This is a genomic window from Streptomyces sp. NBC_00670 (assembly GCF_036226765.1).
In the GTDB taxonomy this organism is placed as follows: Bacteria; Actinomycetota; Actinomycetes; order Streptomycetales; family Streptomycetaceae; genus Streptomyces.
The window spans coordinates 3731931-3757604 of the sequence record NZ_CP109017.1 but is presented as its reverse complement, the minus strand read 5'-3'; the positions used below and the strand labels follow the sequence as shown (position 1 = coordinate 3757604).

The window sequence follows — 25674 nt, the reverse complement described above, 5'->3', positions numbered from 1 at the left end:
CTGCCCCAGCCGCTTCCGGACCCCGGCTCAGCCCGCCCGCAGCCCCGCGAACGCCATGCGGACCACCGCGTCCACGACCTCCCGCTCGGCGGTGCCGCGCCCGTCGGGCCGGTACCACTCGACGATCGAGTTGATCATCCCGAAGAGCAGCCGGGTCGCCAGCCGCACCTCCACGTCCCCGCGCACGTCCCCGTCGGCCGCCGCCGCCTTCAGCAGCTCGGCCACCCGGTGGTCGAACTCACGCCGGCGCTCCAGCGCCCACCGCTCGGTGCCGGTGTTGCCGCGCACCCGCAGCAGCAGCGTCACGTACGGCAGTTCGGTGGTGAGCATCTCCACCGTGCGCCGCACCACGTACTCCAGGCGCTCCACCGCGCGCCCCTCGCGCGCGGGGGGCTCGTCGAGGATGCCGAAGAGGCCGTCCAGCGCCCGGCTCACGGCCCGGCGCAGCAGTTCCTCCTTGCCGCTGACGTGGTGGTATATCGACGACTTGGAGATGCCGGCCGCCTTGGAGAGGTGCTCCATGGAGGTGCCGTCGTAGCCGCGCTCGTTGAAGACCCGCACCGCCACCGAGAGCAGGCTCTCCGGGGTGTACGTGTCGCGCCGGGCGGTGGTCATGAGGTGCCCTCCCGCGTCTCGGAGGCGTACGCGTGGCGGTACAGCGCGAGGGACGGCGCGTAGCGGCCGGAGGGGTCGCGCAGATGCAGGTCGTCGAGGAGGGCGTACGCCCAGTTGCGGCCGAGCCTGCGGCTCCACTCGAAGGGGCCGAGCGGGTAGTTGACGCCCAGGCGCATCGCGGTGTCGATGTCCTCCTCGGTGGCCACGCCCTTGGCGACGGCGTCGTGCGCGAGGTCGATGATCCGGGCCACCGTACGGGCGACGATCATGCCGGGGGCGTCCCCGATGACGCTGACGTCCTTGCCGAGCGCCTGGAAGAGCCCGATGGCGCCGGAGAGCGTGGCCGGGGCGGTGTCCTGGGAGGCGGACAGGGCGATGCGGGTGGCCCTGCGGTAGTCCGGGGCGAGGTCGAAATAGACGACGTCCCGGAACTCCACCGAGGTCTGCCCGTCGGCCAGGGCGAGCTGGCCGCCGCCGGGCAGCACCAGGCGGGTGCCGTGGTCCTCGTCCTCCTCGCGCACCGGGATGCCCGCCTCGCGGATGAGGGCGAGCAGTTCGGCGGCGGGGCCCAGGTCGCCCTCGACGACGACGTGGGCGGGCGGCTCCGCCTTGTCGGCGGTGTGCGGTTCGGGGCGCTCGGCACCCTCGGCGTAGTCGTACCAGCCGTGGCCGCTCTTGCGGCCGAGCCGGCCGGACTCCACCAGCCGCCGCTGGGCGAGGGACGGCGTGAAGCGCACGTCCTGGAAGAAGGACCGCCACACGGAGTGCGTCACCGACTCGTTGACGTCCTGGCCGATGAGGTCGGTGAGTTCGAAGGCGCCCATCCGGAAGCCGCCGCACTCGCGCAGCACCGCGTCGATCGTGGCCGGGTCGGCGGCCTGGGACTCCAGGACGGCGAACGCCTCGGCGTAGAAGGGGCGCGCGATCCGGTTGACGATGAACCCGGGGGTGTCGGCGCAGGCCACCGGCGTCTTCCCCCAGGCGCGTGCCGTGCCGTACGCGCGCGTGGCCGACGTGACGTCCGTGGCGAACCCGGAGACGACCTCGACCAGGGGCAGCAGCGGGGCGGGATTGAAGAAGTGCAGCCCGACGAGGCGGCCGGGGTTGCGCAGGGCGCCGCCGACGGCCGTGACGGAGAGGGAGGAGGTGTTGGTGGCGAGCAGGCAGTCGTCGTCGACGACGTCCTCCAGGGCACGGAACAGTTCCTGCTTGGTCTCCAGTCGCTCCAGGACCGCCTCGACGACGAGGGAGCAGTCCGCGAGCTCGGCGAGGTCCGCGGCGGGCCGCAGCCGGGCCACGGCCGCGTCCCGGTCGGCGGCCGGCATCCGTTCCTTCGCCACGAGCCGGTCCAGCCGGGCGGCGAGCGCGGCGGCCGCCTCCTCGGCCCGGCCCGGGACCGCGTCGTACAGCCGTACGACATGGCCCGCGACCAGCGCCACCTGGGCGATGCCCTGGCCCATCGTGCCGGTGCCGACGACGGCCACGGGGCTGCTGAGGTCGAGTCCTGTCATGTGCGCGATCCTCCCGCACGGAGTTGTCCACAGATGCGGCGGACCCCCTTGTCCCGACCGATCGTTCGGTTACTCTAGCCGTGTCCGCCCGTCCCCGCCCCTGTTCCGTCCACGTTCCCGCCCAGGTGAGGAGTTGGTTCCGCATGACCGCCGAACCCGTCGCGCACCGGCTGATCACGCAGCACCGGCCCACGCTCGACAAGGCGCTGGAGGCGATCCGCACGCGCGCGTACTGGTCGCCGCACCCCGAGCACCCCAAGGCCTACGGGGAGAACGGCAGCCTGGACGCGGGCGCGGGCAAGGCGGCCTTCGACGCCCTGCTCGGCACCCGGCTGGACCTCGGCCAGCCCGGCACCGACGACTGGGTGGGCGGCGAGGTCTCCCCGTACGGCATCGAGCTGGGCGTGACGTACCCGCACCCGGACGTGGACGTGCTGCTGCCCGCGATGCGGGCCGGTCAGCGGGCCTGGCGGGACGCGGGCGCGGAGGTGCGCGCGGTGGTCTGCCTGGAGATCCTCAAGCGGATCAGCGACCGCACGCACGAGTTCGCGCACGCGGTGATGCACACCTCCGGGCAGGCGTATCTGATGGCGCTCCAGGCGGGCGGCCCGCACGCCCAGGACCGCGGTCTGGAGGCGGTCGCGTACGCCTACGCGGAGCAGACCCGCACCCCGGACACCGCGTCGTGGACCAAGCCCCAGGGCAAGCGGGACCCACTGGTGCTCACCAAGACGTTCCGGGCCGTGCCGCGCGGCATCGCCCTGGTCATCGGCTGCAACACCTTCCCGACGTGGAACGGCTACCCGGGCCTGTTCGCCTCCCTGGCCACCGGCAACGCGGTCCTGGTCAAGCCGCACCCGCGCGCGGTGCTCCCGCTGGCACTCACCGTCCGGACCGCCCGCGAGGTGCTCGCCGAGGCGGGCTTCGACCCCAACCTGGTCGCGCTGGCCGCCGAACGCCCCGGCGAGGGCCTGGCCAAGACGCTCGCCACCCGCCCCGAGGTGAAGATCATCGACTACACGGGCTCGACGTCCTTCGGCGACTGGCTGGAGACCCACGCCCACCAGGCGCAGGTCTACACGGAGAAGGCCGGCGTCAACACGGTCGTCGTCGACTCCACCGACGACTACAAGGGGATGCTCGCCAACCTGGCGTTCTCGCTCTCCCTCTACAGCGGCCAGATGTGCACCACCCCGCAGAACCTGCTGATCCCCCGCGAGGGCATCACCACGGACGCGGGCCCGAAGACGTACGACGAGGTCGCCGCGGACGTGGCCAGGGCGGTGGAGGGCCTGCTGGGCGACGACGCACGGGCGAACGCGCTGCTCGGCGCGCTCGTCAACCCGGACGTCAAGGCCCGGCTGGAGGCCGCGTCCGGCCTCGGCGAGGTCGCGCTCGCCTCGCGCGAGGTGGCCCACCCCGACTTCCCGGACGCGGTGGTCCGCACGCCGGTCCTGGTGAAGCTGGACGGTGCCAAGCCGGATGCGGAGGCCGCGTACCTCAGCGAGTGCTTCGGCCCGGTCTCCTTCGCCGTCGCCGTCGACTCCACGGCCGACGCGCTCGACCTGCTGCGGCGCACGATCCGCGACAAGGGCGCGATGACCGTCGGCGCGTACACGACCTCCCCGGAGGTCGAACAGGCCGTCGAGGACGTCTGCCTGGAGGAGTGCGCCCAGCTCTCCCTCAACCTGACGGGCGGCGTCTACGTCAACCAGACGGCCGCGTTCTCCGACTTCCACGGGTCGGGCGGCAACCCCGCGGCGAGCGCGGCGCTCTGCGACGCGGCATTCGTGGCCAACCGCTTCCGGGTGGTGGAGGTACGGCGCCCTTCCACGGGCCTGGGCGCTTGAGAGCTCGGGTGGGTGGGGTTCATTCGCGGGTGCGGGTCCGATGTGGCTGATCGCGCAGTTCCCCGCGCCCCTGAAAAACAAGGCGCGGGGCCGTATCTTTCGCGCGGCTCCGCCGCGGTGTGCCCGAGCACTCACCGTGCCCCGAAAGGGGCGCGGGGAACTGCGCGAGAAGTCCCCACCCACCCGCACTCCCCGCTCAGCCCCACCCACCCGAGCTCTCCCGGGGTCGAAGGGGCGGAGCCCCTGGAGGACGGGAAGGGTAGGGGCGGCGGGGGCGCATCACACCGCCCCCGCGCTCCAGTGGAACAACGCCATCCCCACGCTCGTCGCGAGGTTGTAGCTCGACACCTGCGCCCGCATCGGCAACGCCACCAACCGATCCGCCCGCCCCCGCACCTCCGACGACAGGCCACTCCGCTCCGACCCGAACGCCAACAACGCATCGTCCGGAACCCGCACCCCCCGGATGTCCTCCCCCTCCGGATCCAGCGCCCACAAGGGCCCGTCTGGCAACTCCTCGACCCCCAGCCGCTCCACCGCCGTCGCGAAGTGCAACCCCGCCCCACCCCGCACCACCGCCGGATGCCAGGGGTCGAGCGTCCCGGTGGTGACGACCCCCGTCGCCCCGAACCCCGCCGCGAGCCGGATGACGGCCCCGGCGTTCCCCAGGTTGCGCGGATTGTCGAGCACGACGACCGGCGCACGCCGCGGCGCATGCGCCAGCGCCCGCAGATTCGCCTCCCGCGCCGGCCGCTCCGCGAGGGCGGCCACCCCCGTGGGATGCGGCCGGGCGACGAGCGCCCGGTAGGCGGACTCCGGGACCTCGGTCAGCAACGCCGCCAGCCCCTCGCGCACGTCCGGCGCCAGCTCGTCGGCGAGCGCGAGGGCCGCCGCCCGGTCGGCGGTGACCGCCACGGGCACGCGGGCGCCGAACCGCAGCGCGTGCTTGAGCGCGTGAAAGCCGTCGAGCAGCACGGCCCCGTCGGCACAACGGCGCCACAGCCGCACAGCGGCCTCGGCGCCGGACGACGGGCCCGCCGCCCCGGGGCCGGAAGACGAGGCCGCCACCTCGGGATCGTTCATGCGGTGAACCCTACGTGCGACTCCGCGGCCGGCTCCTCCGTCCGCGGCCCCGGCACGACCGCCCCGCCGCCCCGCGCGCCACGGCCGAGGCGGGCGGACACCGCCCGCCGCCCCCGCAGCGCCCAGCCGCCGACGCGCCGCAGGAAGGACGTCGGCAGGAACACCGCGTCCGCGGCGATCATCGCCAGCGAGAAGAACGGCAGCCCGAGCAGCACGGCGATCGCCGCGTGCTCGGTCATCATGACCACGAGCAGCGCGTTCTTGACCCGCCGGTTGAGCAGCGTGAACGGGAACGCGACCTGGACGATCACCGTGCCGTAGGTCACCAGCAGGACCATGACCCCGCCGGCGCCCAGCAGCTGCGAGAGCGCGGGCCAGGGCGAGAAGTAGTCCAGGTGCAGCGGGTAGTAGACGGCGGTGCCGTCCTGCCAGCGCGAGCCCTGGATCTTGTACCAGCCGGCCGTCGAGTAGATCAGGCACGCCTCCGCCATGACGACGAGCAGCGCGGCGTTGTGCGCGAGGTTGGCGACGACGTCCAGCAGGAGGCGCGGCTCGCCGCCCGGCGCCCGGCGCCCGGCGTACCACCACAGGCCCTGCACCGCCCACAGGCCCCAGAACACGACCGCCCAGCCCGCGGTGAGCTCCCCCGCACCGCTCGCCACGGCCAGCGCGACGCCCAGCACGGCCCACAGGGCGGGACCGGCGCGGTCCGGCGCGAGAGCGGAGCCCCGCGCGCGGGCGGCGCGGGCCCGCCGCTCCCGGCGCTCGTCCAGGGACCACACCTGGGCGCACCGCGTGAACACCAGGTAGATCGCCATCAGATGGATGACGTTGTCGCCGCCGTCGCCCATGAAGACGCTGCGGTTCTGCAGCGACAGCACGCCCACCATGAACAGCACGGACGCGGCACGGGTGCGCCAGCCCAGCAGCAGCGCGACGCTGGACAGCACGGCCAGCGCGTAGACGAGTTCGAACCAGGCCCGGCTGTCGGACCACATCAGCACGGTGAACGCGTGGTTCTCCGCGATCAGCCGCTCGGCCAGATGCCAGCTCCACGGCCCGTCGGGTCCGTACAGCTCAGCGCGGTGCGGGAACTCGCGCAGCAGGAACAGCAGCCAGGTCAGGGAGAACCCGATCCGGACCACCGCGCTCTGGTACGGCCCGAGCGCGACCGCGGTGGCTCGGGCGATCCCGCGCGCGAGGGGGGCGGAGAGCCGCCGCGGAGGGGTGGAGGTGGAAGCGGGAGCGGGAGCGGCAGGAGCCGGAACGCCGTTCGCGTTCCCGTGGGCCCCGTCGGCCCCGTCCTCGCCGCGCATGTCGTCGTGGTCCCTCACGCGTCCGCCCCCGTCCCGTCGTCGTTCTTCGACAGCGTCCACCAGGGGAGCACCCGGTAGACCGGCTTGTCGGAGACCTTCTCCCCGCTCCAGTCGGGCGGCTGGACGTTGGTCGTGCTGGACCGCAGCTGGACCCGGGTCACGGTGTTCTCGCGGACGTCCGCCGACAGCCGGTCCAGGCGGCGCGCGACGATACGGCGCAGATAGCTCTCGGAGAGGTCACCGCGCGTGCCGGACGGACGACCCGCGTTGTCGTGCGAGGAGACGTAGAAGTCCCAGGCCCGGCGCAGCTCGTTCTGCTGGGTGTGGCTCGGCAGCGGGTTGTGCAGGATGTCCGCCCCGTCGAGCGCGGACAGGTCGTACCAGCCGGTGGTGCGCACGGCGCCACCGTCGGTGCGCAGGTCGGCGCGGACCTGGACGTCGATGTTCTGCTGCAGCGGATTGGGCGCGAACAGCTTCCAGTTCTGCTCGAACTCGGGGTAGATCCAGTCGTCGACGGCCTGGCCGTGCTGCTTGGTGAGCGTGTTGGCGGGCGCGACGTGCAGGAACACCATGCTCAGGTGCACGAGCGTGCCCACCGCGACGACGGCGAGCGCGAGCGCGGCGGCTATCTGGTAGCGCGGCGAGAGCGCGGTGATCCCGGCGGGGGCGCGGTCGGGGGGCGGGGCGTCCTCCGCCACGGTCGGTGCCCCGCCCTCGTCGTACCTGTCCATTCCGCCCCGTCTCCCCAGCAGTCGTCCCGGTCACCGCGCGGTCGTGCGCACCGGAACGGTACTCAGCCCCACACGTCCCGCACAGCTCCGGGAGCACGACGGCGACCGTCCGGCTAGAGAACGAAGCCCGGCTCGCCCTTGTCGTCCACGACCGGGCGGCCCCCCGCCGCCCACGCCTGCATGCCGCCGTCGACGTTCACCGCGTCGACGCCCTGCTGCGCGAGGTACATGGTGACCTGGGCCGAACGCCCGCCCGAGCGGCAGATCACATGAATCCGGCCGTCCTGCGGGGCGGCCTCGGTCAGTTCGCCGTAGCGGGCCACGAAGTCACTGAGGGGGATGTGCAGCGCCCCGGCGGCATGGCCCGCCTGCCACTCGTCGTCCTCGCGGACGTCCAGCAGGAAGTCGTCGTCCTTGAGGTCCGCGACCTCGACCGTGGGTACACCAGCTCCGAAAGGCATGGCCCCGACGCTACCGGACCGGGCCCCCGGGCGTACGCCGTCCCCACAGGGGCCGTAGGGGACCCGTACGCGCTCAGTCGCGCCAGCGGGCCAGTTCGGCCTCGCGCTCGGCGACCTGGGCCAGGAGCTGCTCGGCGACCTCGTCCAGGAGGCGGTCGGGGTCGTCGGGCGCGATCTTCAGCATCGACCCGATCGCGCTCTCCTCCAGCTCACGGGCGACCACCGTGAGCAGCTCCTTGCGGCGGGCGAGCCACTCAAGGCGGGCGTACAGCTCCTCGCTGCGGCTCGGTCCGCGCTCCGCGGGGGCCGGGCCCGCGGCCCACTCCTCGGCGAGTTCGCGCAGCTGGGCCTCGTCGCCGCGGGCGTACGCGGCGTTGACCCGGGTGAGGAACTCCTCGCGGCGCTTGCGCTCGTCCTCGTCCTGGGCGAGGTCGGGATGGGCGCGGCGGGCGAGTTCGCGGTACCGCTTGCGGGCCTCGTCGCTGGGGCGGACCCGCTCGGGGGGGCGTACGGGCTGGTCGGTGAGCATCGCGGCGGCCTCGGGGAAGAGGCCGTTCTCGTCCATCCAGCCGTGGAAGAGCTCCTCCACGCCGGGCATGGGCATCACGCGGGCGCGGGCCTCGTCGGCGGCGCGGCGGTCCTCGGGATCGCCGGTGCGGGCCGCCTTGGCCTCGGCGATCTCGGCGTCGAGTTCGTCGAGGCGGGTGTACATCGGGCCGAGCTTCTGGTGGTGCAGGCGGGAGAAGTTCTCGACCTCGATGCGGAAGGTGTCGACGGCGATCTCGAACTCGATCAGGGCGTGTTCGGCGGCCTTGACGGCCTGCTCGAGCCGGTCCTCCGGGCGCGGTTCGGGCGAACCGTCCGCCGACGGTTCGGGTGCGGTGGGCTCGGCTTCGGGCGTCGTCACCCACCCAGCGTAAGACACGGCCCCTCAGACGCCCGTCTCCGCCGGCACCCTGCCGGCCGTCACCGCCGCCACCAGTGCCGCATGGTCCCGTTCGACGCCCTCCGCGTAGGCCACGGCGAACGCGGCCATCGCCTCGTCCAGTTCCTCGTTCTTGCCGCAGTAGCCCGCGATCAGCCGCGGGTCCGCGCTGTGCGCGTGGGCGCGGGCGAGGAGCGCGCCGGTCATCCGCCCGTAGTCGTCGATCTGGTCCGCGGCGAGCGCCGCGGGATCCACGCTGCCCTTGCGGTTGCGGAACTGCCGCACCTGGAACGGCCGCCCGGCCACCGTCGTCCAGCCCAGCAGGATGTCGCTGACGACCTGCATCCGCTTCTGCCCGAGCACCACCCGCCGCCCCTCGTGCGGCACCTCCGGCACGGCGTGCCCCGCCGTCGCCAGATGCGGCAGGAGCGCCGAGGGGCGCGCCTCCTTCACCTGGAGCACCAGCGGCTCGCCCCGGTGGTCGAGCAGCAGCACGACGTACGACCGCGTGCCCACGCTGCCCGTGCCGACGACCCGGAACGCCACGTCGTGCACCGCGTACCGGGCGAGCAGCGGCAGCCGGTCCTCCGGCAGCGTCGTCAGGTACTCCGCCAGCGACGCCGCCACGGCCGCCGCCTCCGCGTCCGGCACCCGGCGCAGCACGGGCGGCGCCTCGGTGAAGCGCCGGCCGCCCGCCCCGTCGTCCTCCGTGGACTTCGCGGCGAACCGTCCACTGGTGTTGGCGCGGGCCTTGGCCGAGACCCGCTCCAGGGTGCCGAGCAGGTCGTGCGCGGCGGTGTGGGAGACGAGCTCCTCGTCGGCGATGGCGTTCCAGGCGTCCAGGACCGGCAGCTTGGCCAGCAGCCGCATGGTGCGCCGGTAGGCGCCCGCCGCGTCCCGCGCGGCCGCCGCGCACGCGTCCTCGCCGGCGCCCGCCTCGCGCCCGGCCAGCACCAGCGAGGCGACGAGCCGCTTGAGGTCCCACTCCCAGGGACCGAACACGGTCTCGTCGAAGTCGTTGAGGTCGATGACGAGGCCGCCGCGCGCGTCGGCGTACAGGCCGAAGTTGGCCGCGTGGGCGTCGCCGCAGATCTGGGCGTCGATGCCGGTGGCGGGGGTGCGGGCGAGGTCGTACGCCATCAGGCCCGCCGAACCGCGCAGGAAGGCGAACGGCGACGCGGCCATCCGGCCGACCCGTATCGGCGTGAGCTCGGCCAGCCGGCCGCGCCCCGACTCCTCCACGGCGCTCACCGGGTCCGGCCGCTGCGGGGCGGGCGTGTACGCGGCGTGCGCCTCGCGGGGCACCCGGTGGCGCAGCGCCTTGCCCTCCTTCTTCGGCGACCCCGGCGCGGAGCGCACGGCGAACCCCTCCACGTGCGGAATCCGCACCGCTCCCGCGCCCGCTTCCACTCCGGTACCGGTCACCCCGACCGCCTCCCCCACACCCGTGACGCACATCGATTGCGGCACGACCGTACAACCGTGATCACCGCCCCGGGCGCCCACCCCGTGAGATACCTCACGACCACGCCCCGCGCAGGCCCCCGGAACGGGGAAAGTCCCCCAGGTCCGAGACCTGGGGGACTTCCGTGTGGTGCGCGAGGGGGGAGTTGAACCCCCACGCCCTTGCGGGCACTGGAACCTGAATCCAGCGCGTCTGCCTATTCCGCCACCCGCGCATTGGGTGTGTCCTCGGGTTCCGGCCGGTCTTTCGCCGCCGTCGCCCTCCGACATGCAGAAGATTAGCACGCTGCGAAGGGTGGGTTCACCTCGCTTTCCCCGGCCCCGGGACCCCTGTCCGGCACGTCCCCCGCACCTCGCGCCCTCCCCGCCGCCCCCTGCCTCTCCTCCCGCCGGCGCCCGTACCGGCCCCTTCCGTATCAACGCGCCCCCCGTCACGTATCAACCTCGTACCGGTCCCGCCCGTCTCCCCGGAAGCCGGGCGGGCTCCACAGCCGGGTGCGGGACACTGGTCTCCGGCCGCCTCTACGATCCCCCCTGCGGGACACCGTCCCGGAAGGAGTTCGAAGCGGGGCCGTACCGGGAATCCGGACCACCGGGAGCCGGGACGTTCCGACACCCTTCGACCGGGCCGACAGGGGGAACCAGCCGATTTCCCGGCGCGTGGATACGATCAGTAAGCAGTACGAGCAACACGGGCGGCGCGAGCCGCTCGGGCGGTACGAGACAGGGCAGAGCGGCAACGACGGAGGAGGTGCCCCATGGGAGTCCTGAAGAAGTTCGAGCAGCGTCTCGAAGGTCTGGTCAACGGCACCTTCGCCAAGGTGTTCAAGTCGGAGGTCCAGCCGGTCGAGATCGCGGGCGCGCTGCAGCGCGAGTGCGACAACAACGCGACGATCTGGAACCGCGACCGCACGGTCGTCCCCAACGACTTCATCGTGGAGCTGAGCGCACCGGACTACGAGCGCCTCAGCCCCTACTCGGGCCAGCTCGGCGACGAGCTGGCCGGCATGGTCCGCGACTACGCCAAGCAGCAGCGCTACACCTTCATGGGCCCGATCAAGGTCCACCTGGAGAAGGCGGAGGACCTGGACACCGGTCTGTACCGGGTCCGCAGCCGCACCCTCGCCTCCTCCACCGACCAGCAGGCCCCCGGCGGACGGCCCGCCCCGGCCGCACGCCCCGGCGCCGCCCCCGGCGGCTACGGCTACCCGCCGGCCGCCGCGCCCGCCGGAGCGCCCCCCATGCCGTCCGCGCCGCCGCCCGGCGGACGTCCCGGCGCCGCGCCCTACGGCTCCCGGCCGCCGTCCGCCCCCGCGGGCGGCGGACGCACCCGCCACTGGATCGAGATCAACGGCACCCGCCATCAGATCTCCCGCCCGACGCTGGTGCTGGGCCGCAGCACCGACGCCGACGTGCGGATCGACGACCCCGGCGTCTCCCGCCGGCACTGCGAGATCCGGACCGGAACGCCCTCGACGATCCAGGATCTCGGGTCCACCAACGGCATCGTGGTGGACGGACAGCACACCACCCGCGCTACGCTCCGCGACGGCTCGCGGATCGTCGTGGGCAGCACCACCATCATTTACCGGCAAGCCGAAGGGTGAAGCGGGGGCAATGTCAGAGCTGACCCTCACGGTCATGCGGCTGGGTTTCCTGGCCGTACTGTGGCTGTTCGTGATCGTGGCCGTGCAGGTCATCCGCAGCGACCTGTTCGGTACGCGCGTCACCCAGCGGGGGTCGCGCCGGGAGGCCGGGCGCCAGCCGCAGCAGCAGGCCCAGCGCCAGGCGGCGGCGCCCCCGCCGCAGCGCCAGCAGTCCGGCGGCGGCGGGCGGCAGCGCCGCGGCGCCCCGACCAAGCTGGTCGTCTCCGAGGGCACCCTCACGGGCACCACGGTCGCCCTCCAGGGGCAGACCATCACGCTCGGCCGGGCACACGACTCCACGATCGTGCTGGACGACGACTACGCCTCCAGCCGGCACGCGAGGATCTACCCGGACCGGGACGGCCAGTGGATCGTCGAGGACCTGGGCTCCACCAACGGCACCTATCTCGACCGGACCCGGCTGACGACCCCCACACCGATTCCGCTGGGCGCGCCGATCCGCATCGGCAAGACCGTCATCGAGCTGCGGAAGTAGTGCTACGTCATGAATGAGCGCGAGCGGAGCGAGCATGCGGCGGCGGGCCGCGAACCGGCCCCCGGCGCGCTCCCGACCGGAGGGTGGGCACAGTGCGGATGTACCCGGAGCCGACGGGCGAGGTGCGCATGAGTCTGTCACTGCGCTTCGCCGCCGGATCGCACAAGGGCATGATCCGGGAGGGCAACGAGGACTCCGGATACGCCGGTCCCCGCCTGCTCGCCATCGCGGACGGCATGGGCGGCCAGGCCGCCGGTGAGGTCGCCTCCTCGGAGGTGATCTCCACCATCGTCGGGCTCGACGACGACATCCCCGGCTCGGACATTCTCACCTCGCTGGGCACCTATGTGCAGCGCGCCAACGACCAACTGCGCGCCATGGTCGAGGAGGACCCCCAGCTCGAGGGCATGGGCACCACGCTGACCGCGCTGCTGTGGACCGGGCAGCGGCTCGGCATGGTGCACGTCGGCGACTCGCGCGCGTATCTGCTGCGCGACGGCGTGCTGACCCAGATCACACAGGACCACACCTGGGTACAGCGCCTGGTCGACGAGGGCCGCATCACCGAGGAGGAGGCGACCACGCACCCGCAGCGGTCGCTGCTGATGCGCGCCCTGGGCAGCGCCGAGCACGTCGAGCCCGATCTCTCCGTGCGCGAGGTCCGGGCCGGCGACCGCTATCTGATCTGCTCCGACGGGCTCTCCGGCGTCGTCTCCCACCAGACGATGGAGGACACCCTCGCCAGCTACCAGGGCCCCCAGGAGACCGTGCAGGAGCTGATCCAGCTCGCGCTGCGCGGCGGCGGCCCCGACAACATCACCGTGATCATCGCCGACGTCCTCGACCTGGACGCCGGGGACACCATGGCCGGGCAGCTCTCGGACACGCCGGTCGTGGTCGGCGCCGTCGCCGAGAACCAGAACCACCCGCACGACAACGGCATCATGCAGACGCCCGCCGGCCGCGCCGCCGGCCTGGGCAGGCAGGGCCGGGGCCAGGGCGGCGGCGGCGAGTTCGGCCCGCCCGGCAGCGGCGACACCACCGGCTACGTGCCCACCGGCAGCTTCGGCGACTACACCGACGAGGACTTCGAAAAGCCCCGCAAGGGCCGCAGGTGGGTCAAGCGGAGCCTCTACACCCTGCTGGTGCTCGCCGTGATCGGCGGCGGCGCCTACGGCGGCTACCGCTGGACCCAGACGCAGTACTACGTCGGTGCCAACGGCGACCACGTGGCGCTGTACCGCGGCATCAGCCAGGACCTCGCCTGGGTGAATCTCTCCAAGGTGCACAAGGACCACCCCGAGATCGAACTCAAGTACCTGCCGCCCTACCAGCAGAAGCAGGTCAAGGCGACGATCGCCGAGGGCGGACTGCCGGACGCCGCCTCGAAGATCGACGAGCTCGCGGTGCAGGCCTCGGCGTGCGAGAAGCAGGCCGCCCGGGAGAAGGCCGAGAGCGAGAACAAGACCAGCAGCCCCAAGGGAACCGCCACGAACTCGCCGGCGTCCAAGGGGACGCCCGACCCGTCGAACACCAAGTCGCCGGACAAGTCCAAGACCGCACCCACTCCCAACCCCGGCCCCAGCCTCTCGGAGGAGGAGCAGAAGGTCGTCTCGCTGTGCGGTAAGCAGCAGTAGGCAAGCCGTGAGGGGCCCTGTCACACGATGAGCAGTACTACCAACACGTCGACGCACCACACGTCCACGATCGGCTCGATCGGCACGCCGAGCCGCCGCAACACCGAGCTGGCGCTGCTGCTGTTCGCGGTCGCCATCCCGGTGTTCGCCTACGCCAACGTCGGCCTCGCCATCAACGACCAGGTGCCGCCCGGGCTGCTCGGCTACGGCGTCGGCCTCGGCCTGCTGGCCGGCGTCGGGCACCTCGTGGTGCGCAAGTTCGCCCCGTACGCGGACCCGCTGATGCTGCCCCTGGCCACGCTCCTCAACGGGCTCGGCCTGGTCGTCATCTGGCGTCTGGACCAGTCCAAGCGGCTCCAGGCACTGCCCACCTTCGTGTCGGCCGCCCCCAGACAGCTGCTCTACACGGCGCTGGGCATCGCGCTGTTCGTGGCCGTCCTGGTCTTCCTCAAGGACCACCGCGTCCTGCAGCGCTACACCTACATCTCCATGGTCGCCGCGCTGGTCCTGCTCGTCCTGCCGCTCGTCCCGGGTCTCGGCGCCAACGTCTACGGCGCCAAGATCTGGATCTCCATCCCCGGCCTGGGCACCCTCCAGCCCGGTGAGTTCGCCAAGATCGTGCTGGCGGTCTTCTTCGCCGGCTACCTGATGGTCAAGCGGGACGCGCTCGCCCTGGCCAGCCGCCGCTTCATGGGCCTGTACCTGCCCCGCGGCCGCGACCTCGGCCCGATCGTCGTCGTCTGGATCATCTCCATCCTGGTCCTGGTCTTCGAGACCGACCTCGGCACCTCGCTGCTGTTCTTCGGCATGTTCGTCGTCATGCTGTACGTCGCCACCGAGCGCACCAGCTGGATCGTCTTCGGTCTGCTGATGTCCGCCGCCGGCGCGGTCGGCGTCGCCTCCTTCGAACCGCACGTCCAGCAGCGCGTCCAGGCCTGGCTCAACCCGCTGCACGAGTACAAGCTCAGCCAGCAGGGCGTGGTCGGCCACTCCGAGCAGTCCATGGAGGCCCTGTGGGCCTTCGGCTCCGGCGGCACCCTGGGCACCGGGCTCGGCCAGGGCAACTCGGACCTGATCAAGTTCGCCGCCAACTCCGACTTCATCCTCGCCACCTTCGGCGAGGAGCTGGGGCTCGCCGGGCTCATGGCGATCCTGCTGCTCTACGGGCTCATCGTGGAGCGCGGCGTGCGCACCGCCCTGGCCGCCCGCGACCCGTTCGGCAAGCTGCTCGCCGTCGGCCTGTCCGGCGCCTTCGCGCTGCAGGTCTTCGTCGTCGCCGGCGGTGTGATGGGCCTCATCCCGCTGACCGGTATGACGATGCCCTTCCTGGCGTACGGCGGTTCCTCCGTCATCGCCAACTGGGCCCTCATCGGCATCCTGCTGCGCATCAGCGACACCGCGCGCCGCCCGGCCCCGGCCCCCGCTCCCAACCCCGACGCCGAGATGACCCAGGTGGTCCGCCCGTGAACAAGCCCCTGCGCCGCATCGCGATCTTCTGCGGGCTGCTGGTCCTCACGCTGCTCATCCGCGACAACTGGCTCCAGTACGTCAAGGCCGACAGCCTCAAGGACGATCCCCTCAACCGCCGGGTGGCCATAGCCCGTTACGCCACCCCGCGCGGCGACATCATCGTCGGCGGCACCCCGATCACCGGGTCGGCCAAGACCTCCGGGGACAACTACAACGACTTCGCGTACAAGCGCACGTACAAGGACGGCGCCATGTGGTCGCCCGTCACCGGCTTCGCCTCGCAGGCCTTCGGTGCCACGCAGCTGGAGTCCATCGACGACGACTGGCTCACCGGCGACGACGACCGGCTCTTCTTCCGCAACACGCTCGACATGATCACGGGCAAGAAGAAGCAGGGCGGCAACGTCGTCACCACGCTCAACGCCGCCGCGCAGAAGGCCGCCTACCAGGGCCTGTCGAAGGTCGGCGGCAAGGGCGCCGCCGTCGCCCTGGACCCCGAGACCGGCGCGATCCTCGCCCTGGCCTCCTACCCGTCGTACGACCCCTCGTCCTTCGCCGGCAACCGCGACTCCGACACCAAGGCGTGGAGCAAGCTGCTGAAGAAGAACGACGCGTCCGAGCCGATGCTCAACCGAGCGCTGCGCGAGACCTACCCGCCGGGCTCGACGTTCAAGGTCGTCACCGCCGCCGCCGCGCTGGAGAACGGGCTCTACGACTCCGCGGACCAGAAGACCGACTCCCCGCTGCCCTACACGCTGCCGGACACCACGACCGAGCTGAAGAACGAGGGCAACATCCCCTGCAAGGACGCGACCATGCGCGTCGCCCTGCAGTACTCCTGCAACACCGTCTTCGGCAAGATCGGCGTCGACCTCGGCAAGGACAAGATGGCCGACGAGGCCGAGAAGTTCGGCTTCAACGAGGAGCAGTTCACGCCGACCCGCTCCAACGCCTCCGTCTTCCCCACCAAGATGGACCGCCCGCAGACCGCGCTGAGCTCGATCGGCCAGTTCGAGACGGCCGCGACCCCGCTGCAGATGGCCATGGTCGCCTCGGCGGTCGCCAACGACGGCAAGCTGATGAAGCCGTACATGGTCGACAAGCTCCAGGCGCCCAACCTGGACGTGATGTCGCAGACCGACCCGGAGGAGATGAGCCGGCCGCTCAGCGAGGACAACGCCCAGGTCCTGCAGTCGATGATGGAGACCGTCGTCGAGAAGGGCACCGGCACCAACGCCAAGATCGACGGCGCCACCGTCGGCGGCAAGACCGGTACCGCCCAGCACGGCGTCGACAACAGCGAGAAGCCGTACGCCTGGTTCATCTCGTACGCCAAGATGCCCGACGGCAGCAAGCCGGTCGCCGTGGCCGTCGTGGTCGAGGACGAGAACGCCAACCGCGACGACATCTCCGGCGGCGGTCTGGCCGCGCCGATCGCCAAGAACGTCATGCAGGCGGTCATCAACAGCAAGAAGTGACCCCCGTCACGTCCCCTTCACATCGGTGCACGTTGCGATACCGGTCCTGTATCGGGTGCCGGGAGTGGCCAGGTCACGCAGAGCGAGCCGGGTACCGTAGGCCCGGCAGCACACCGCCTCACCGCACGCGGGTGTGGTCGGGACCGACGGAGAGGGCTGGTAGGTAACCATGGAAGAGCCGCGTCGCCTCGGCGGCCGGTACGAGCTGGGCCAGGTGCTCGGCCGTGGTGGCATGGCCGAGGTCTACCTCGCGCACGACACCCGGCTCGGCCGCACCGTGGCGGTGAAGACGCTGCGGGCGGACCTCGCGCGTGATCCGTCGTTCCAGGCCCGGTTCCGCCGGGAGGCCCAGTCGGCCGCCTCGCTCAACCATCCCGCGATCGTCGCGGTCTACGACACGGGCGAGGACTACGTCGACCAGGTCTCGATCCCGTACATCGTCATGGAGTACGTCGACGGCTCCACCCTGCGTGAACTGCTGCACAGCGGGCGCAAGCTGCTGCCCGAGCGGTCCATGGAGATGACCATCGGCATCCTCCAGGGCCTGGAGTACGCCCACCGCAACGGCATCGTGCACCGCGACATCAAGCCCGCCAACGTCATGCTCACCCGGACCGGCCAGGTCAAGGTGATGGACTTCGGCATCGCCCGTGCGATGGGTGATTCCGGCATGACGATGACGCAGACCGCGGCCGTCATCGGCACCGCCCAGTACCTCTCCCCGGAGCAGGCCAAGGGCGAGCAGGTCGACGCCCGCTCCGACCTGTACTCCACCGGCTGCCTCCTCTACGAGCTGCTGACGGTCCGGCCGCCGTTCGTCGGCGACTCCCCGGTCGCCGTCGCCTACCAGCACGTGCGCGAGGAGCCGCAGCCGCCGAGCGTCTTCGACCCCGAGATCACGCCCGAGATGGACGCGATCGTGCTGCGGGCGCTGGTCAAGGACCCCGACTACCGCTACCAGTCGGCCGACGAGATGCGCGCCGACATCGAGGCCTGCCTCGACGGCCAGCCCGTCGCCGCCACCGCCGCCATGGGCTCGGTCGGTTACGCCGGCTACGGCGACGACCAGGCCACCACCGCCCTGCGCACGGATCAGGCCCCGCCGACCACGATGCTGCCGCCGGTCAACCCGGACGACGGCGGCTTCGGCTACGACGACCGCCCCGACCGGCGCCGCCAGAAGAAGTCGAACACCTCGACGATCCTGCTGGTCGTGGCCGGTGTGCTGGTGCTGATCGGCGCGATCCTCATCGGCAAGTACCTGTTCACCGGCGACGGCGCCAACGACGGCAAGGTCACCGTCCCGAACTTCGTCGGACAGAGCCTCAGCGACGCGCAACAGCAGGCCGACAACGTCGACCTGAAGCTGTCCACCACCAAGAAGCCCTGCGACGACCAGCCCAAGGGCAACATCTGCTCGCAGACCCCGGACGCCAAGTCGGAGGCCGAGAAGGGCGACACCATCGACGTGGTGGTCTCCACGGGCGCGCCCAAGGTGGCGGTGCCGAGCGTGGTCGGCGACAGCCTCGACGACGCCACGTCGAAGCTCGAGGACGACAAGTACCAGTTCAACGTCAAGACGAAGACCAAGGAGTCCTCGGAGGAGCCGAACACCGTCCTCGACCAGGACCCGGCGCTCGGCACCGAGGTCGAGAAGGGTTCCACGATCACCCTGACCATCGCCAAGGCGGAGTCGAAGTCGACGGTCCCGGACGTCACGGGCCAGGACTGCGACACGGCCAAGGGGCAGATGGAGCAGAACGACCTCACCGGCAACTGCACCGAGGTCGAGACCGACGACGCCTCGAAGGTCGGCAAGGTCATCCAGACCTCGCCGCAGGCGGGCACCAAGGCCGACAAGGGCTCCCAGGTCACCATCCAGATCGGCAAGGCGAAGGAGCAGGAGCAGGTCCAGGTGCCGAACGTGATCGGGCAGCGTCTGAAGGCCGTGAAGGAGGCCCTGCAGAACGCCGGTCTGAACGTCGGGACGATCAACGGCTCCCAGGACGACAACGCCTTCGTGATCAGCTCCGACCCCGGACAGGGCAACACGGTCGCCAAGGGCACCACCGTCAACCTGACCACCGCCGGCGGCGGCGGGGGCAACAACAACGGCGGCGGGAACGGCAACGGCGGCGCCAACTTCTTCGGCGGAATCACCGGCACGGCGTTCCGCACGCAGGACTGAGCCCCGCACGGTACGGCGAAGGCCCTGGCACCCGGGAGCGGGTGGCCGGGGCCTTCGCCGTACTGCTTCGTGCCTCGAGCTTCGCGATGCGTGACCGGGCCGGGGCCCTCAGTCGAGTTCCTTCGGCGGGGTGCGGTCGGCGTCGACCTTGTCGACGCGGACCAGCTCGCCCCAGACCACGTAGCGGTACGTGGAGGTGTAGACCGGGGTGCAGGTCGTGAGCGTGATGTAGTGGCCGGGCTTCTTCACGCCCGCCTGCTTCGGCACCGACCCGAGGACCTTGACGTTGTACTTCGAGGTCTCGGGGAGGATCGCGAAGACCTTGTAGACGTACCAGTCGTCCTTCGTCTCGAAGACGATCGGGTCGCCCTTCTCCACCTTGTCTATGTTGTGGAACTTCGCCCCGTGGCCGTCCCGGTGCGCGGCGAGCGCGAAGTTGCCGGTCTTGTCGGTGGTCGGCAGGGTCGCCTTGACGGGGTCCGTGTAGTAGCCGGCCACACCGCCGTTGAGGACCTTCGTGGACGTGCCCCTGCGGACCAGCACCTCGCCGTTCTTCATCGCCGGCACGTGCAGGAAGCCGATGCCGTCCCCGGTGTCCAGGGCGCCGGGGCCCTTGCCGTCCTTGGAGGCGGCCCAGTTGTGGCGGACCTTGTCGGCGCGCTTGTCGGCCTGGCGGTCCGCTATGACGTTGGTCCACCACAGCGAGTAGACGACGAAGAGGCCCAGCACCAGGCCGCCGGTGATGAGGAGTTCGCCGAAGACCCCGACCGCCGTGGCGACCGGTCCGCCGCGGCGGCGCCGGTCGGCGCGGCCGCGGCCCGTACCGGCGTTCCCCGTACCGGCGTTCGCGTCCGGGGCCGGGTCCGGTCCGGTTGACGGCACGTCGGTCCCCTCGTCGCGGCCGGTCGTCGCTCCCACTGCATCCGCCCCGTCTGTTCCGTCTGTTCCGTTGTCCGTACGTCCTGCTTGGCGCGCACACGCTACTGGACGGGCCGCCGCTACTGGACGAGCGCGTCCGGCTTGCCCTTGCTGCGCGGGCGTTCCTCGACCATCTTGCCCCAGACGATCAACCGGTACTTGCTGGTGAACTCGGGCGTGCAGGTCGTCAGCGTGATGTACCGGCCCGCCTTGGTGAAGCCGGAGCCCGCCGGGACGGGGTCGAGGACCGCCGTGTTGGAGGGGGAGGTCACCGGGAGGACCGAGGCCATCTTGTACACGTAGTAGGTGTCCTGCGTCTCCACCACGATCGAGTCGCCCGCCTTGAGGCGGTTGATGTAGCGGAAGGGCTCGCCGTGGGTGTTGCGGTGGGCGGCGAGGCCGAAGTTGCCCGTCTTCGCGTCGGGCATCGCGGTCTTGAGCGTGCCCTCGCCGTAGTGGCCGACCATGCCCTTGTCGAGCACGTTGGTCTTGCTGACGCCCTCGGCGATGGGGGCGACGACGTCCAGCTTGGGGATGTGCAGGATGGCGAAGCCCTGGCCGGGCTCGAACACGCCGGGGGCGCGCTTACCGCTGGCCCAGTCCTGCTGGAGGTGTTCGGCGGCGCTGCCGGCCTCCTGGTGCGCACGGACGTTCGACCACCAGAGCTGGTAGGTGACGAAGAGCAGCATCAGCACGCCGGCGGTGATGAACAGCTCCCCGACGGCCCGGCTCACGAGCACACCGGTCCCCGGCCGCCGGGACCGCGCGGCTCGACGTGCCTCCACGCGGGAGAGCGGGGGTGCTGCGCCGTCGGGCCCCCTACTCAGTTGCTCCGCGGGGCGGCGGCCGTGCCGCTTGGCGGCTTTGCGCCGCTCGGCCCGCCCGCCGACGGCCGCGCCCCCGACCGCGGCGGCCCGCCGCTGCGCCTCGGCGACGGCGGAGGGTCCCAGGGCCATGGTCTCGTCGTCCCCGGCGGCGGCTCGGGGGCCGTCGGCGACCCCCGGCTCCTCGGCCGGCGCCCGCACGCCCACGGGCGACTCGGGCCCACCGTCCACCGGCCGCACGTGCCGCGCGGGACGGGCGCGGAGGGCGTCTCCGGCGGCGGGACCGGCCTGCCCGAGAGCTCCCGGCCCCGCGGCTCCCGGCCCTGCGGCGCCGGGTCCGGGGACGCCGGGTCGGGCGCCGGGTCCCGCCGGGCGGGCCGGTCCAGGGGCCGGGCTTCCGCCGTAGGCGTGCGAGCCGCCGAGACCCGCGGCGGGCCCGACGGGCCCCGTGGGCCCGGCAGGTCCGGCCGACCGGCCGTCCGCCGTCGGTCCGGCCGGACCGGTCCGCCCGGAGGACGGGGCCCCCGGCCCGCCGTAGCCGGACCCGGGGGTGGATCCCGCCGGCCGGCCGTACGCCGGCGCGGACGGCCCCGCCGGCCCCGCGACCGGGGGCAGCGGCCCTCCGTACGGTGCCGCGCCGGGGCCCGGCGGCGTGCCGTAAGGGGGCGTGCCGTGCGGAGGCGTATCGGCGCCGTACGGCGGCAGGAGCGCCGTTTCGTCGGCGGGGTACGGCGGGAACACGGCCGTACCGTCCTCGGCGTACGACGGCCGCACCGTCGTACCGTCGGCGGCGTACGGCGGGAGGACCGCCGTCTCGTCGTACGTGGCCGGGGCCCCGTCCCCGTACCACCGCTGCTGCCCCGCCCCGTAGGGGGAACCCTGGGGGCCGGCGCCGCTCGCGGTGCCGGTGTCCCGCTCGGGGCGCAGCGCGGTCACGCCGTGGCCCTGCCCACCACCGGGGCGAGCCCCGCCGACCGCGCCACGGCCTCCTCGTCGCCGCACTCCGCCAGCCAGTTGGCCAGCATCCGGTGGCCGTGCTCGGTGAGCACCGACTCGGGGTGGAACTGCACGCCCTCGACCGGGAGTTCCCGGTGCCGCAGCCCCATCACGATGCCGTCCTCCGTGCGCGCGGTGACCTCCAGCGCGGCCGGGACCGTCGTCGGCTCGGCGGCCAGCGAGTGGTAGCGCGTCGCGGTGAACGGCGACGGCAGCCCCGCGAAGACGCCCGTGCCGCCGTGCACGACCGGCGAGGTCTTGCCGTGCAGCAGTTCCGGCGCCCGGTCGACCACCCCGCCGTACGCGACCTGCATCGACTGCATGCCCAGGCACACCCCGAAGACCGGTACACCGGTCGCGGCGCAGTGCCTGACCATGTCGACGCAGACCCCGGCCTCCTCGGGCTTGCCCGGGCCCGGCGAGAGCAGCACGCCGTCGAAGCCGTCCTGGGCGTGCGCGGTCGACACCTCGTCGTTGCGCAGCACCTCGCACTCCGCGCCCAGCTGGTACAGGTACTGCACGAGGTTGAAGACGAAGCTGTCGTAGTTGTCGACGACGAGAATGCGCGCGCTCACTGGTTGTCCACCGTCACATCGTTGAAGGGCAGCAGCGGCTCGGCCCAGGGGAAGACGTACTGGAACAGGACGTAGACCACGGCCAGAATCAGTACGAGCGAGAGGAACGCCCGTACCCACGCGTTTCCCGGCAGATGCCGCCAGATCCAGCCGTACATGCCGTCCCTTCCCTCGTACCACGGCACCTGACTCACGCCGCACGGCACCAGACTAACGGCGCGGGGGCCCGGGTTTCCGGGCCTCGGGACCACTTCACCGCCGACGGGTGCGGTTTTACGGGGCCGGCGTCACTCCACGGGCTCGGCGTAGTGCAGGTCCACCGTGCCGTTGTAGCCGGGCAGGGTGACGGTTCCGTCCTCGGTGACCTTCCAGCCGAGCCCGTAGACGTTGACGTAGACCATGTAGTTCTGGATGGCGGGGGAGGCGGCGAGGGCGTCCTGGAGCTTCTCCGGGTCGCCGACCGCGGTGATCTTGTAGGGGGGCGAGTAGACGCGGCCCTGGAGGATCAGCGTGTTGCCCACGCAGCGCACCGCGCTGGTGCCGATCAGCCGCTGGTCCATGACCTTGATCCCCTTGGCCCCGCCCTTCCACAGCGCGTTGACGACGGCCTGGAGGTCCTGCTGGTGGATGACGAGGTAGTCGGGCTGCGGCTCGGGGTAGCCGGGCAGCTTGGCCGTGGCGTTGGGCGGGGCGTCGTCGAGGGTGACGGTGACGGCGCCGCCCTTGAGCGGGCGGGTGCCGGCGTTCTTCTCCAGCGCGGAGAGCCGGGCGGAGTCCGCCTTGGAGTCGCCGCCGGCGGTGCGCTTGGCGAGGGACTCGACGTCGTCGCGCAGGCTGCCGTTGGACTCGTCGAGGCGTCCGTTCTTCTGGCTGCGCTCCTGGATGAGGTCGGAGAGTTTCAGCAGCGAGGCGTCGGTGCGGAGGTTGGTGCCCTTGGCCGTGTTGAAGCTGGTGAAGAAGAGCAGCCCGGCGAGCGCGAAGACACCCACCGTGAGCACCCGGGCCGGGGGGAAGCGGCGCGGGCGGGCGGGGACTGAGTCCGCGGAGCCGTCGCAGGGCGCGGCCGGTCCGGCGGATGGCGGGACGGGACCGGCGGACGGCGCGGAGGGGCCCGTTCCGGGGGTGCCGGAACCGGATTCGGGGGAGTCGGCCGAATTGCTCAACGTACCCTTATCTCCTTGGACGCCATGGAAGCACTACGCTAACGGACGCCCGGGGGAGTGTTGAGGGGCCCTGGTCCGACCCCTTGTACGCTGCTCCGGACCTGCCCCCGTTTCCCTGCGCGGCCACGCAGCGCATCGACAGGAGAGACCCTCGTGCCGAAGTCACGTATCCGCAAGAAGGCCGACTACACGCCGCCCCCGTCGTCGAGGCAGGCGGCCAGCATCAAGCTGACCAACCGCGGTTGGGTCGCGCCCGTCATGCTGGCGATGTTCGTCATCGGCCTGGCCTGGATCGTCGTCTTCTACGTCACCGACGGTTCACTCCCGATCGACGCGCTCGACAACTGGAACATCGTGGTCGGCTTCGGGTTCATCGCCGCCGGGTTCGGCGTCTCCACGCAGTGGAAATGAGGTTGTCCACAGAGTTTTCCACAACCCCGGCGACCAGTGGAAAAAGAACGACGATCTGTGGATAACTCCTCGGCCGTTGACGCCGGTGTGACAGACACACCGGAAGCCGGAAACCTGTTCGCCCCCTGGCTCACCTGCGGAAACTCCGTTCGGTAACAGGGGGCGCGGCTGTTCTCCACGGACCGCACAGGATTCGCCACTCGCTGTGGACAAGGCTGGGTACAACCCGGCGCGCGGCACCCCGTGCGCGCCCCCTCCGGGTGCGCTCGCCGGGGGCCGACGGCTCAGGTGAGCTGCGCGGTTCTGACCACCGTCATGACGATCACGGCGGCCAGCACCAGCGCGCACGTGCCGTACTGGATCAGCGCCCGGCGCTCACGCGGTGCGTGCACCATGGCGTAACCGATCACGACACCGGCGACCAGTCCGCCGATGTGCGCCTGCCAGGCGATGCCGCTCCAGCCGAACGTGAGGATCAGGTTGATCACCAGCAGGGCGATCACCGGACGCATGTCGTAGTTGAGCCGGCGGACGAGCACCGCGGTGGCGCCGAACAGCCCGAAGATCGCACCGGAGGCGCCGAGCGAGGGCTGGTTGGGCGCGGCGAGCAGATAGCTGAGCGCGCTGCCGGCCAGTCCCGAGACCAGGTAGAGCGCGAGGAAGCGGGCGCGGCCGAGGGCCTTCTCCAGCGGGGCGCCGAGCCACCACAGGGACAGCATGTTGAAGATGATGTGCGCGTATCCGCCGTGCAGGAACATCGCGGTCAGCAGCCGGTAGTACTGGCCCTCCGCGACGCCCTCGAGCGGGCTGTAACCGGTGTAGGAGGCCTGGCCGAGCAGTTCGAAGCGGTTGGTGAAGTCGTCGCCGACGCTCTGCTGGACCAGGAAGAGGGCGAGGTTGAGCCCGATGAGGATCTTGGTGACCAGGTTCGGATCGGCGGTGACCGTGCCGCCCGCGAGGGTGCGGGGGCGGGTGACCGCGTGCGGGTGACCGGTGCCGGAACCCTGGCGGACGCACTCGGGGCACTGGAAGCCGACGGAGGCCTCGACCATGCACTCGGGGCAGATGGGGCGCTCGCAGCGGGTGCAGCGGATCCCCGTCTCGCGGTCGGGATGCCGGTAGCAGACGGGCAGTTCCGAGGAGCCGTGCGGGTTCTCCTCGCGCGGCCCCCGCGGGCTGCCTGGCGCCTGGTCCATGCCACTCCCCTTCTCGGGTCCTCTTCGTCCTCCGTACGACGGCGTTCCCCGCCCCCGTGGTCCTACGGACTCTACGGACGGAAGGGGCGCTTGGTTCCCCCGGTCCCCCCGGTTCCCCGGAACCGTCTCCTCAGGACTGCCGGGTCTCCACGACGACGGTCTCCAGGACGACGTCCTCGACCGGGCGGTTGGTGCGGGGGTTGACCGCGGTGAGGGCGATGGCGTCCACGACCTTCTGCCCGGCCGGACCCGCGACCTCGCCGAAGATGGTGTGCTTGCGCGTCAGCCAGGTCGTCGGGGAGACGGTGATGAAGAACTGGGAGCCGTTGGTGTTCGGCCCGGCGTTGGCCATGGCCAGCAGATACGGCCTGTTGAAGGACAGGTCCGGGTGGAACTCGTCGTCGAACTGGTAGCCGGGGTCGCCGGTGCCGTTGCCCAGCGGGTCGCCGCCCTGGATCATGAAGCCGCTCATCACGCGGTGGAAGACCGTGCCGTCGTAGAGCCGGGCGGTGGACTTCTCGCCGGTGGCGGGGTTGGTCCACTCGCGCTCGCCCGTGGCGAGCTCGACGAAGTTCCGGACCGTCCGGGGCGCGTGGTGCGGCAGCAGCCGGATCTCGATGTCGCCGAGGCTGGTCTTCAAGGTGGCGTAGAGCTGCTCGGCCACGATGTGCCTTCCGTTGTGTTCCTGTGCGTGTCCGATCCTCGCACGTCCGGCGCCCC

The 25674-nt window shown here is 71.8% G+C and carries 23 protein-coding genes and 1 tRNA gene; 8 read left to right on the top strand and 16 right to left on the bottom strand.

Going from position 1 to position 25674, the window contains the following annotated elements:
• Window positions 1–27: 27 nt before the first annotated feature.
• A complete protein-coding gene (locus OIE12_RS16755; protein WP_329136132.1) occupies window positions 28–615 on the bottom strand; it encodes a TetR/AcrR family transcriptional regulator in 588 nt (195 codons plus the stop codon).
• Window positions 612–2126 (bottom strand): 3-hydroxyacyl-CoA dehydrogenase, encoded by a 1515-nt coding sequence (locus OIE12_RS16750; protein WP_329136130.1) that lies wholly within the window; start codon window positions 2124–2126, stop codon window positions 612–614. Before OIE12_RS16750 ends, OIE12_RS16755 begins: the two co-directional genes overlap by 4 nt.
• Window positions 2127–2269: 143 nt before the next feature.
• Between OIE12_RS16750 and paaN the strand changes: the two genes are divergently transcribed.
• Window positions 2270–3976, top strand: coding sequence for a phenylacetic acid degradation protein PaaN (gene paaN / locus OIE12_RS16745; RefSeq protein ID WP_329136128.1), 1707 nt, complete (start codon window positions 2270–2272; stop codon window positions 3974–3976).
• 279 nt (window positions 3977–4255) lie between these two features.
• On the opposite strand, the gene OIE12_RS16740 is transcribed toward paaN, so the two are convergent.
• From OIE12_RS16740 to OIE12_RS16710, 7 genes are all read right to left on the bottom strand, one after another.
• The gene (locus tag OIE12_RS16740) at window positions 4256–5059 is read right to left on the bottom strand and encodes a TrmH family RNA methyltransferase (RefSeq protein ID WP_329136126.1); all 804 of its coding nucleotides are present in this window, start codon (window positions 5057–5059) and stop codon (window positions 4256–4258) included.
• Window positions 5056–6375: an HTTM domain-containing protein gene (locus tag OIE12_RS16735; protein WP_443054053.1), complete on the bottom strand. Its 1320-nt coding sequence runs from the start codon at window positions 6373–6375 to the stop codon at window positions 5056–5058. The genes OIE12_RS16740 and OIE12_RS16735 overlap by 4 nt, the downstream gene beginning before the upstream one ends.
• Window positions 6376–6389: 14 nt before the next feature.
• A complete protein-coding gene (locus OIE12_RS16730; RefSeq protein ID WP_443054052.1) occupies window positions 6390–7127 on the bottom strand; it encodes a DUF5819 family protein in 738 nt (245 codons plus the stop codon).
• A gap of 92 nt (window positions 7128–7219) precedes the next feature.
• Window positions 7220–7567: a rhodanese-like domain-containing protein gene (locus OIE12_RS16725; protein WP_030376901.1), complete on the bottom strand. Its 348-nt coding sequence runs from the start codon at window positions 7565–7567 to the stop codon at window positions 7220–7222.
• A 73-nt stretch (window positions 7568–7640) separates the two neighbouring features.
• Window positions 7641–8474 carry a J domain-containing protein gene (locus OIE12_RS16720; protein ID WP_329136120.1) on the bottom strand — a complete coding sequence of 278 codons (834 nt, stop codon included), beginning with the start codon at window positions 8472–8474 and terminating at the stop codon, window positions 7641–7643.
• A 24-nt stretch (window positions 8475–8498) separates the two neighbouring features.
• A complete protein-coding gene (locus OIE12_RS16715; protein ID WP_329136118.1) occupies window positions 8499–9950 on the bottom strand; it encodes a DUF2252 domain-containing protein in 1452 nt (483 codons plus the stop codon).
• 134 nt (window positions 9951–10084) lie between these two features.
• Window positions 10085–10171: transfer RNA gene (locus OIE12_RS16710), tRNA-Leu, on the bottom strand.
• A 543-nt stretch (window positions 10172–10714) separates the two neighbouring features.
• Here OIE12_RS16710 and OIE12_RS16705 point away from each other — a divergent pair.
• The 6 genes from OIE12_RS16705 (at window position 10715) to pknB (ending at window position 18871) form a co-directional block, all read left to right on the top strand.
• Window positions 10715–11563, top strand: coding sequence for an FhaA domain-containing protein (locus OIE12_RS16705; protein ID WP_030376904.1), 849 nt, complete (start codon window positions 10715–10717; stop codon window positions 11561–11563).
• Window positions 11564–11573: 10 nt separating this feature from the next.
• Window positions 11574–12098, top strand: coding sequence for an FHA domain-containing protein FhaB/FipA (locus OIE12_RS16700; protein ID WP_030376905.1), 525 nt, complete (start codon window positions 11574–11576; stop codon window positions 12096–12098).
• A 128-nt stretch (window positions 12099–12226) separates the two neighbouring features.
• A complete protein-coding gene (locus OIE12_RS16695; protein WP_329136115.1) occupies window positions 12227–13735 on the top strand; it encodes a Stp1/IreP family PP2C-type Ser/Thr phosphatase in 1509 nt (502 codons plus the stop codon).
• Between the two features lie 27 nt (window positions 13736–13762).
• Window positions 13763–15202 carry an FtsW/RodA/SpoVE family cell cycle protein gene (locus OIE12_RS16690; protein WP_329136113.1) on the top strand — a complete coding sequence of 480 codons (1440 nt, stop codon included), beginning with the start codon at window positions 13763–13765 and terminating at the stop codon, window positions 15200–15202.
• Window positions 15199–16683, top strand: a complete 1485-nt coding sequence (locus OIE12_RS16685) for a peptidoglycan D,D-transpeptidase FtsI family protein (RefSeq protein ID WP_329136111.1) — start codon at window positions 15199–15201, stop codon at window positions 16681–16683. Before OIE12_RS16690 ends, OIE12_RS16685 begins: the two co-directional genes overlap by 4 nt.
• 169 nt (window positions 16684–16852) lie before the next feature.
• A complete protein-coding gene (gene pknB / locus OIE12_RS16680; protein ID WP_329136109.1) occupies window positions 16853–18871 on the top strand; it encodes a Stk1 family PASTA domain-containing Ser/Thr kinase in 2019 nt (672 codons plus the stop codon).
• A 108-nt stretch (window positions 18872–18979) separates the two neighbouring features.
• Here pknB and OIE12_RS16675 read toward each other — a convergent pair whose 3' ends face one another.
• The 5 genes from OIE12_RS16675 to OIE12_RS16655 form a co-directional block, all read right to left on the bottom strand.
• Entirely contained in the window at window positions 18980–19789 is an 810-nt protein-coding gene (locus tag OIE12_RS16675; RefSeq protein ID WP_443053839.1) for a class E sortase, read from the bottom strand.
• Between the two features lie 80 nt (window positions 19790–19869).
• Complete coding sequence (locus OIE12_RS16670) at window positions 19870–21228, bottom strand: class E sortase (protein ID WP_329142006.1); 1359 nt, start codon at window positions 21226–21228, stop codon at window positions 19870–19872.
• 317 nt (window positions 21229–21545) lie between these two features.
• Window positions 21546–22184, bottom strand: coding sequence for an aminodeoxychorismate/anthranilate synthase component II (locus OIE12_RS16665; RefSeq protein ID WP_030376912.1), 639 nt, complete (start codon window positions 22182–22184; stop codon window positions 21546–21548).
• Window positions 22181–22378 (bottom strand): hypothetical protein, encoded by a 198-nt coding sequence (locus OIE12_RS16660; protein ID WP_199806829.1) that lies wholly within the window; start codon window positions 22376–22378, stop codon window positions 22181–22183. The genes OIE12_RS16665 and OIE12_RS16660 overlap by 4 nt, the downstream gene beginning before the upstream one ends.
• A 93-nt stretch (window positions 22379–22471) precedes the next feature.
• A complete protein-coding gene (locus tag OIE12_RS16655) occupies window positions 22472–23347 on the bottom strand; it encodes a DUF881 domain-containing protein (RefSeq protein ID WP_329136103.1) in 876 nt (291 codons plus the stop codon).
• A 153-nt stretch (window positions 23348–23500) separates the two neighbouring features.
• On the opposite strand from OIE12_RS16655, the gene crgA reads away from it, so the two are divergent.
• The gene (gene crgA, locus OIE12_RS16650; protein WP_030376914.1) at window positions 23501–23758 is read left to right on the top strand and encodes a cell division protein CrgA; all 258 of its coding nucleotides are present in this window, start codon (window positions 23501–23503) and stop codon (window positions 23756–23758) included.
• Between the two features lie 284 nt (window positions 23759–24042).
• On the opposite strand, the gene OIE12_RS16645 is transcribed toward crgA, so the two are convergent.
• Window positions 24043–24954 (bottom strand): rhomboid family intramembrane serine protease, encoded by a 912-nt coding sequence (locus OIE12_RS16645; protein WP_329136100.1) that lies wholly within the window; start codon window positions 24952–24954, stop codon window positions 24043–24045.
• A 130-nt stretch (window positions 24955–25084) separates the two neighbouring features.
• A complete protein-coding gene (locus OIE12_RS16640; protein ID WP_329136098.1) occupies window positions 25085–25618 on the bottom strand; it encodes a peptidylprolyl isomerase in 534 nt (177 codons plus the stop codon).
• Between the last annotated feature and the right edge of the window lie 56 nt (window positions 25619–25674).

Coding starts and splice junctions, on each gene's coding strand:
- OIE12_RS16755 (WP_329136132.1), bottom strand. CDS start 615: ATGACCACCGCCCGGCGCGACACGTACACCCCGGAGAGCCTGCTCTCG.
- OIE12_RS16750 (WP_329136130.1), bottom strand. CDS start 2,126: ATGACAGGACTCGACCTCAGCAGCCCCGTGGCCGTCGTCGGCACCGGC.
- paaN (WP_329136128.1), top strand. CDS start 2,270: ATGACCGCCGAACCCGTCGCGCACCGGCTGATCACGCAGCACCGGCCC.
- OIE12_RS16740 (WP_329136126.1), bottom strand. CDS start 5,059: ATGAACGATCCCGAGGTGGCGGCCTCGTCTTCCGGCCCCGGGGCGGCG.
- OIE12_RS16735 (WP_443054053.1), bottom strand. CDS start 6,375: ATGCGCGGCGAGGACGGGGCCGACGGGGCCCACGGGAACGCGAACGGC.
- OIE12_RS16725 (WP_030376901.1), bottom strand. CDS start 7,567: ATGCCTTTCGGAGCTGGTGTACCCACGGTCGAGGTCGCGGACCTCAAG.
- OIE12_RS16715 (WP_329136118.1), bottom strand. CDS start 9,950: ATGTGCGTCACGGGTGTGGGGGAGGCGGTCGGGGTGACCGGTACCGGA.
- OIE12_RS16705 (WP_030376904.1), top strand. CDS start 10,715: ATGGGAGTCCTGAAGAAGTTCGAGCAGCGTCTCGAAGGTCTGGTCAAC.
- OIE12_RS16700 (WP_030376905.1), top strand. CDS start 11,574: ATGTCAGAGCTGACCCTCACGGTCATGCGGCTGGGTTTCCTGGCCGTA.
- OIE12_RS16695 (WP_329136115.1), top strand. CDS start 12,227: ATGAGTCTGTCACTGCGCTTCGCCGCCGGATCGCACAAGGGCATGATC.
- OIE12_RS16690 (WP_329136113.1), top strand. CDS start 13,763: ATGAGCAGTACTACCAACACGTCGACGCACCACACGTCCACGATCGGC.
- pknB (WP_329136109.1), top strand. CDS start 16,853: ATGGAAGAGCCGCGTCGCCTCGGCGGCCGGTACGAGCTGGGCCAGGTG.
- OIE12_RS16645 (WP_329136100.1), bottom strand. CDS start 24,954: ATGGACCAGGCGCCAGGCAGCCCGCGGGGGCCGCGCGAGGAGAACCCG.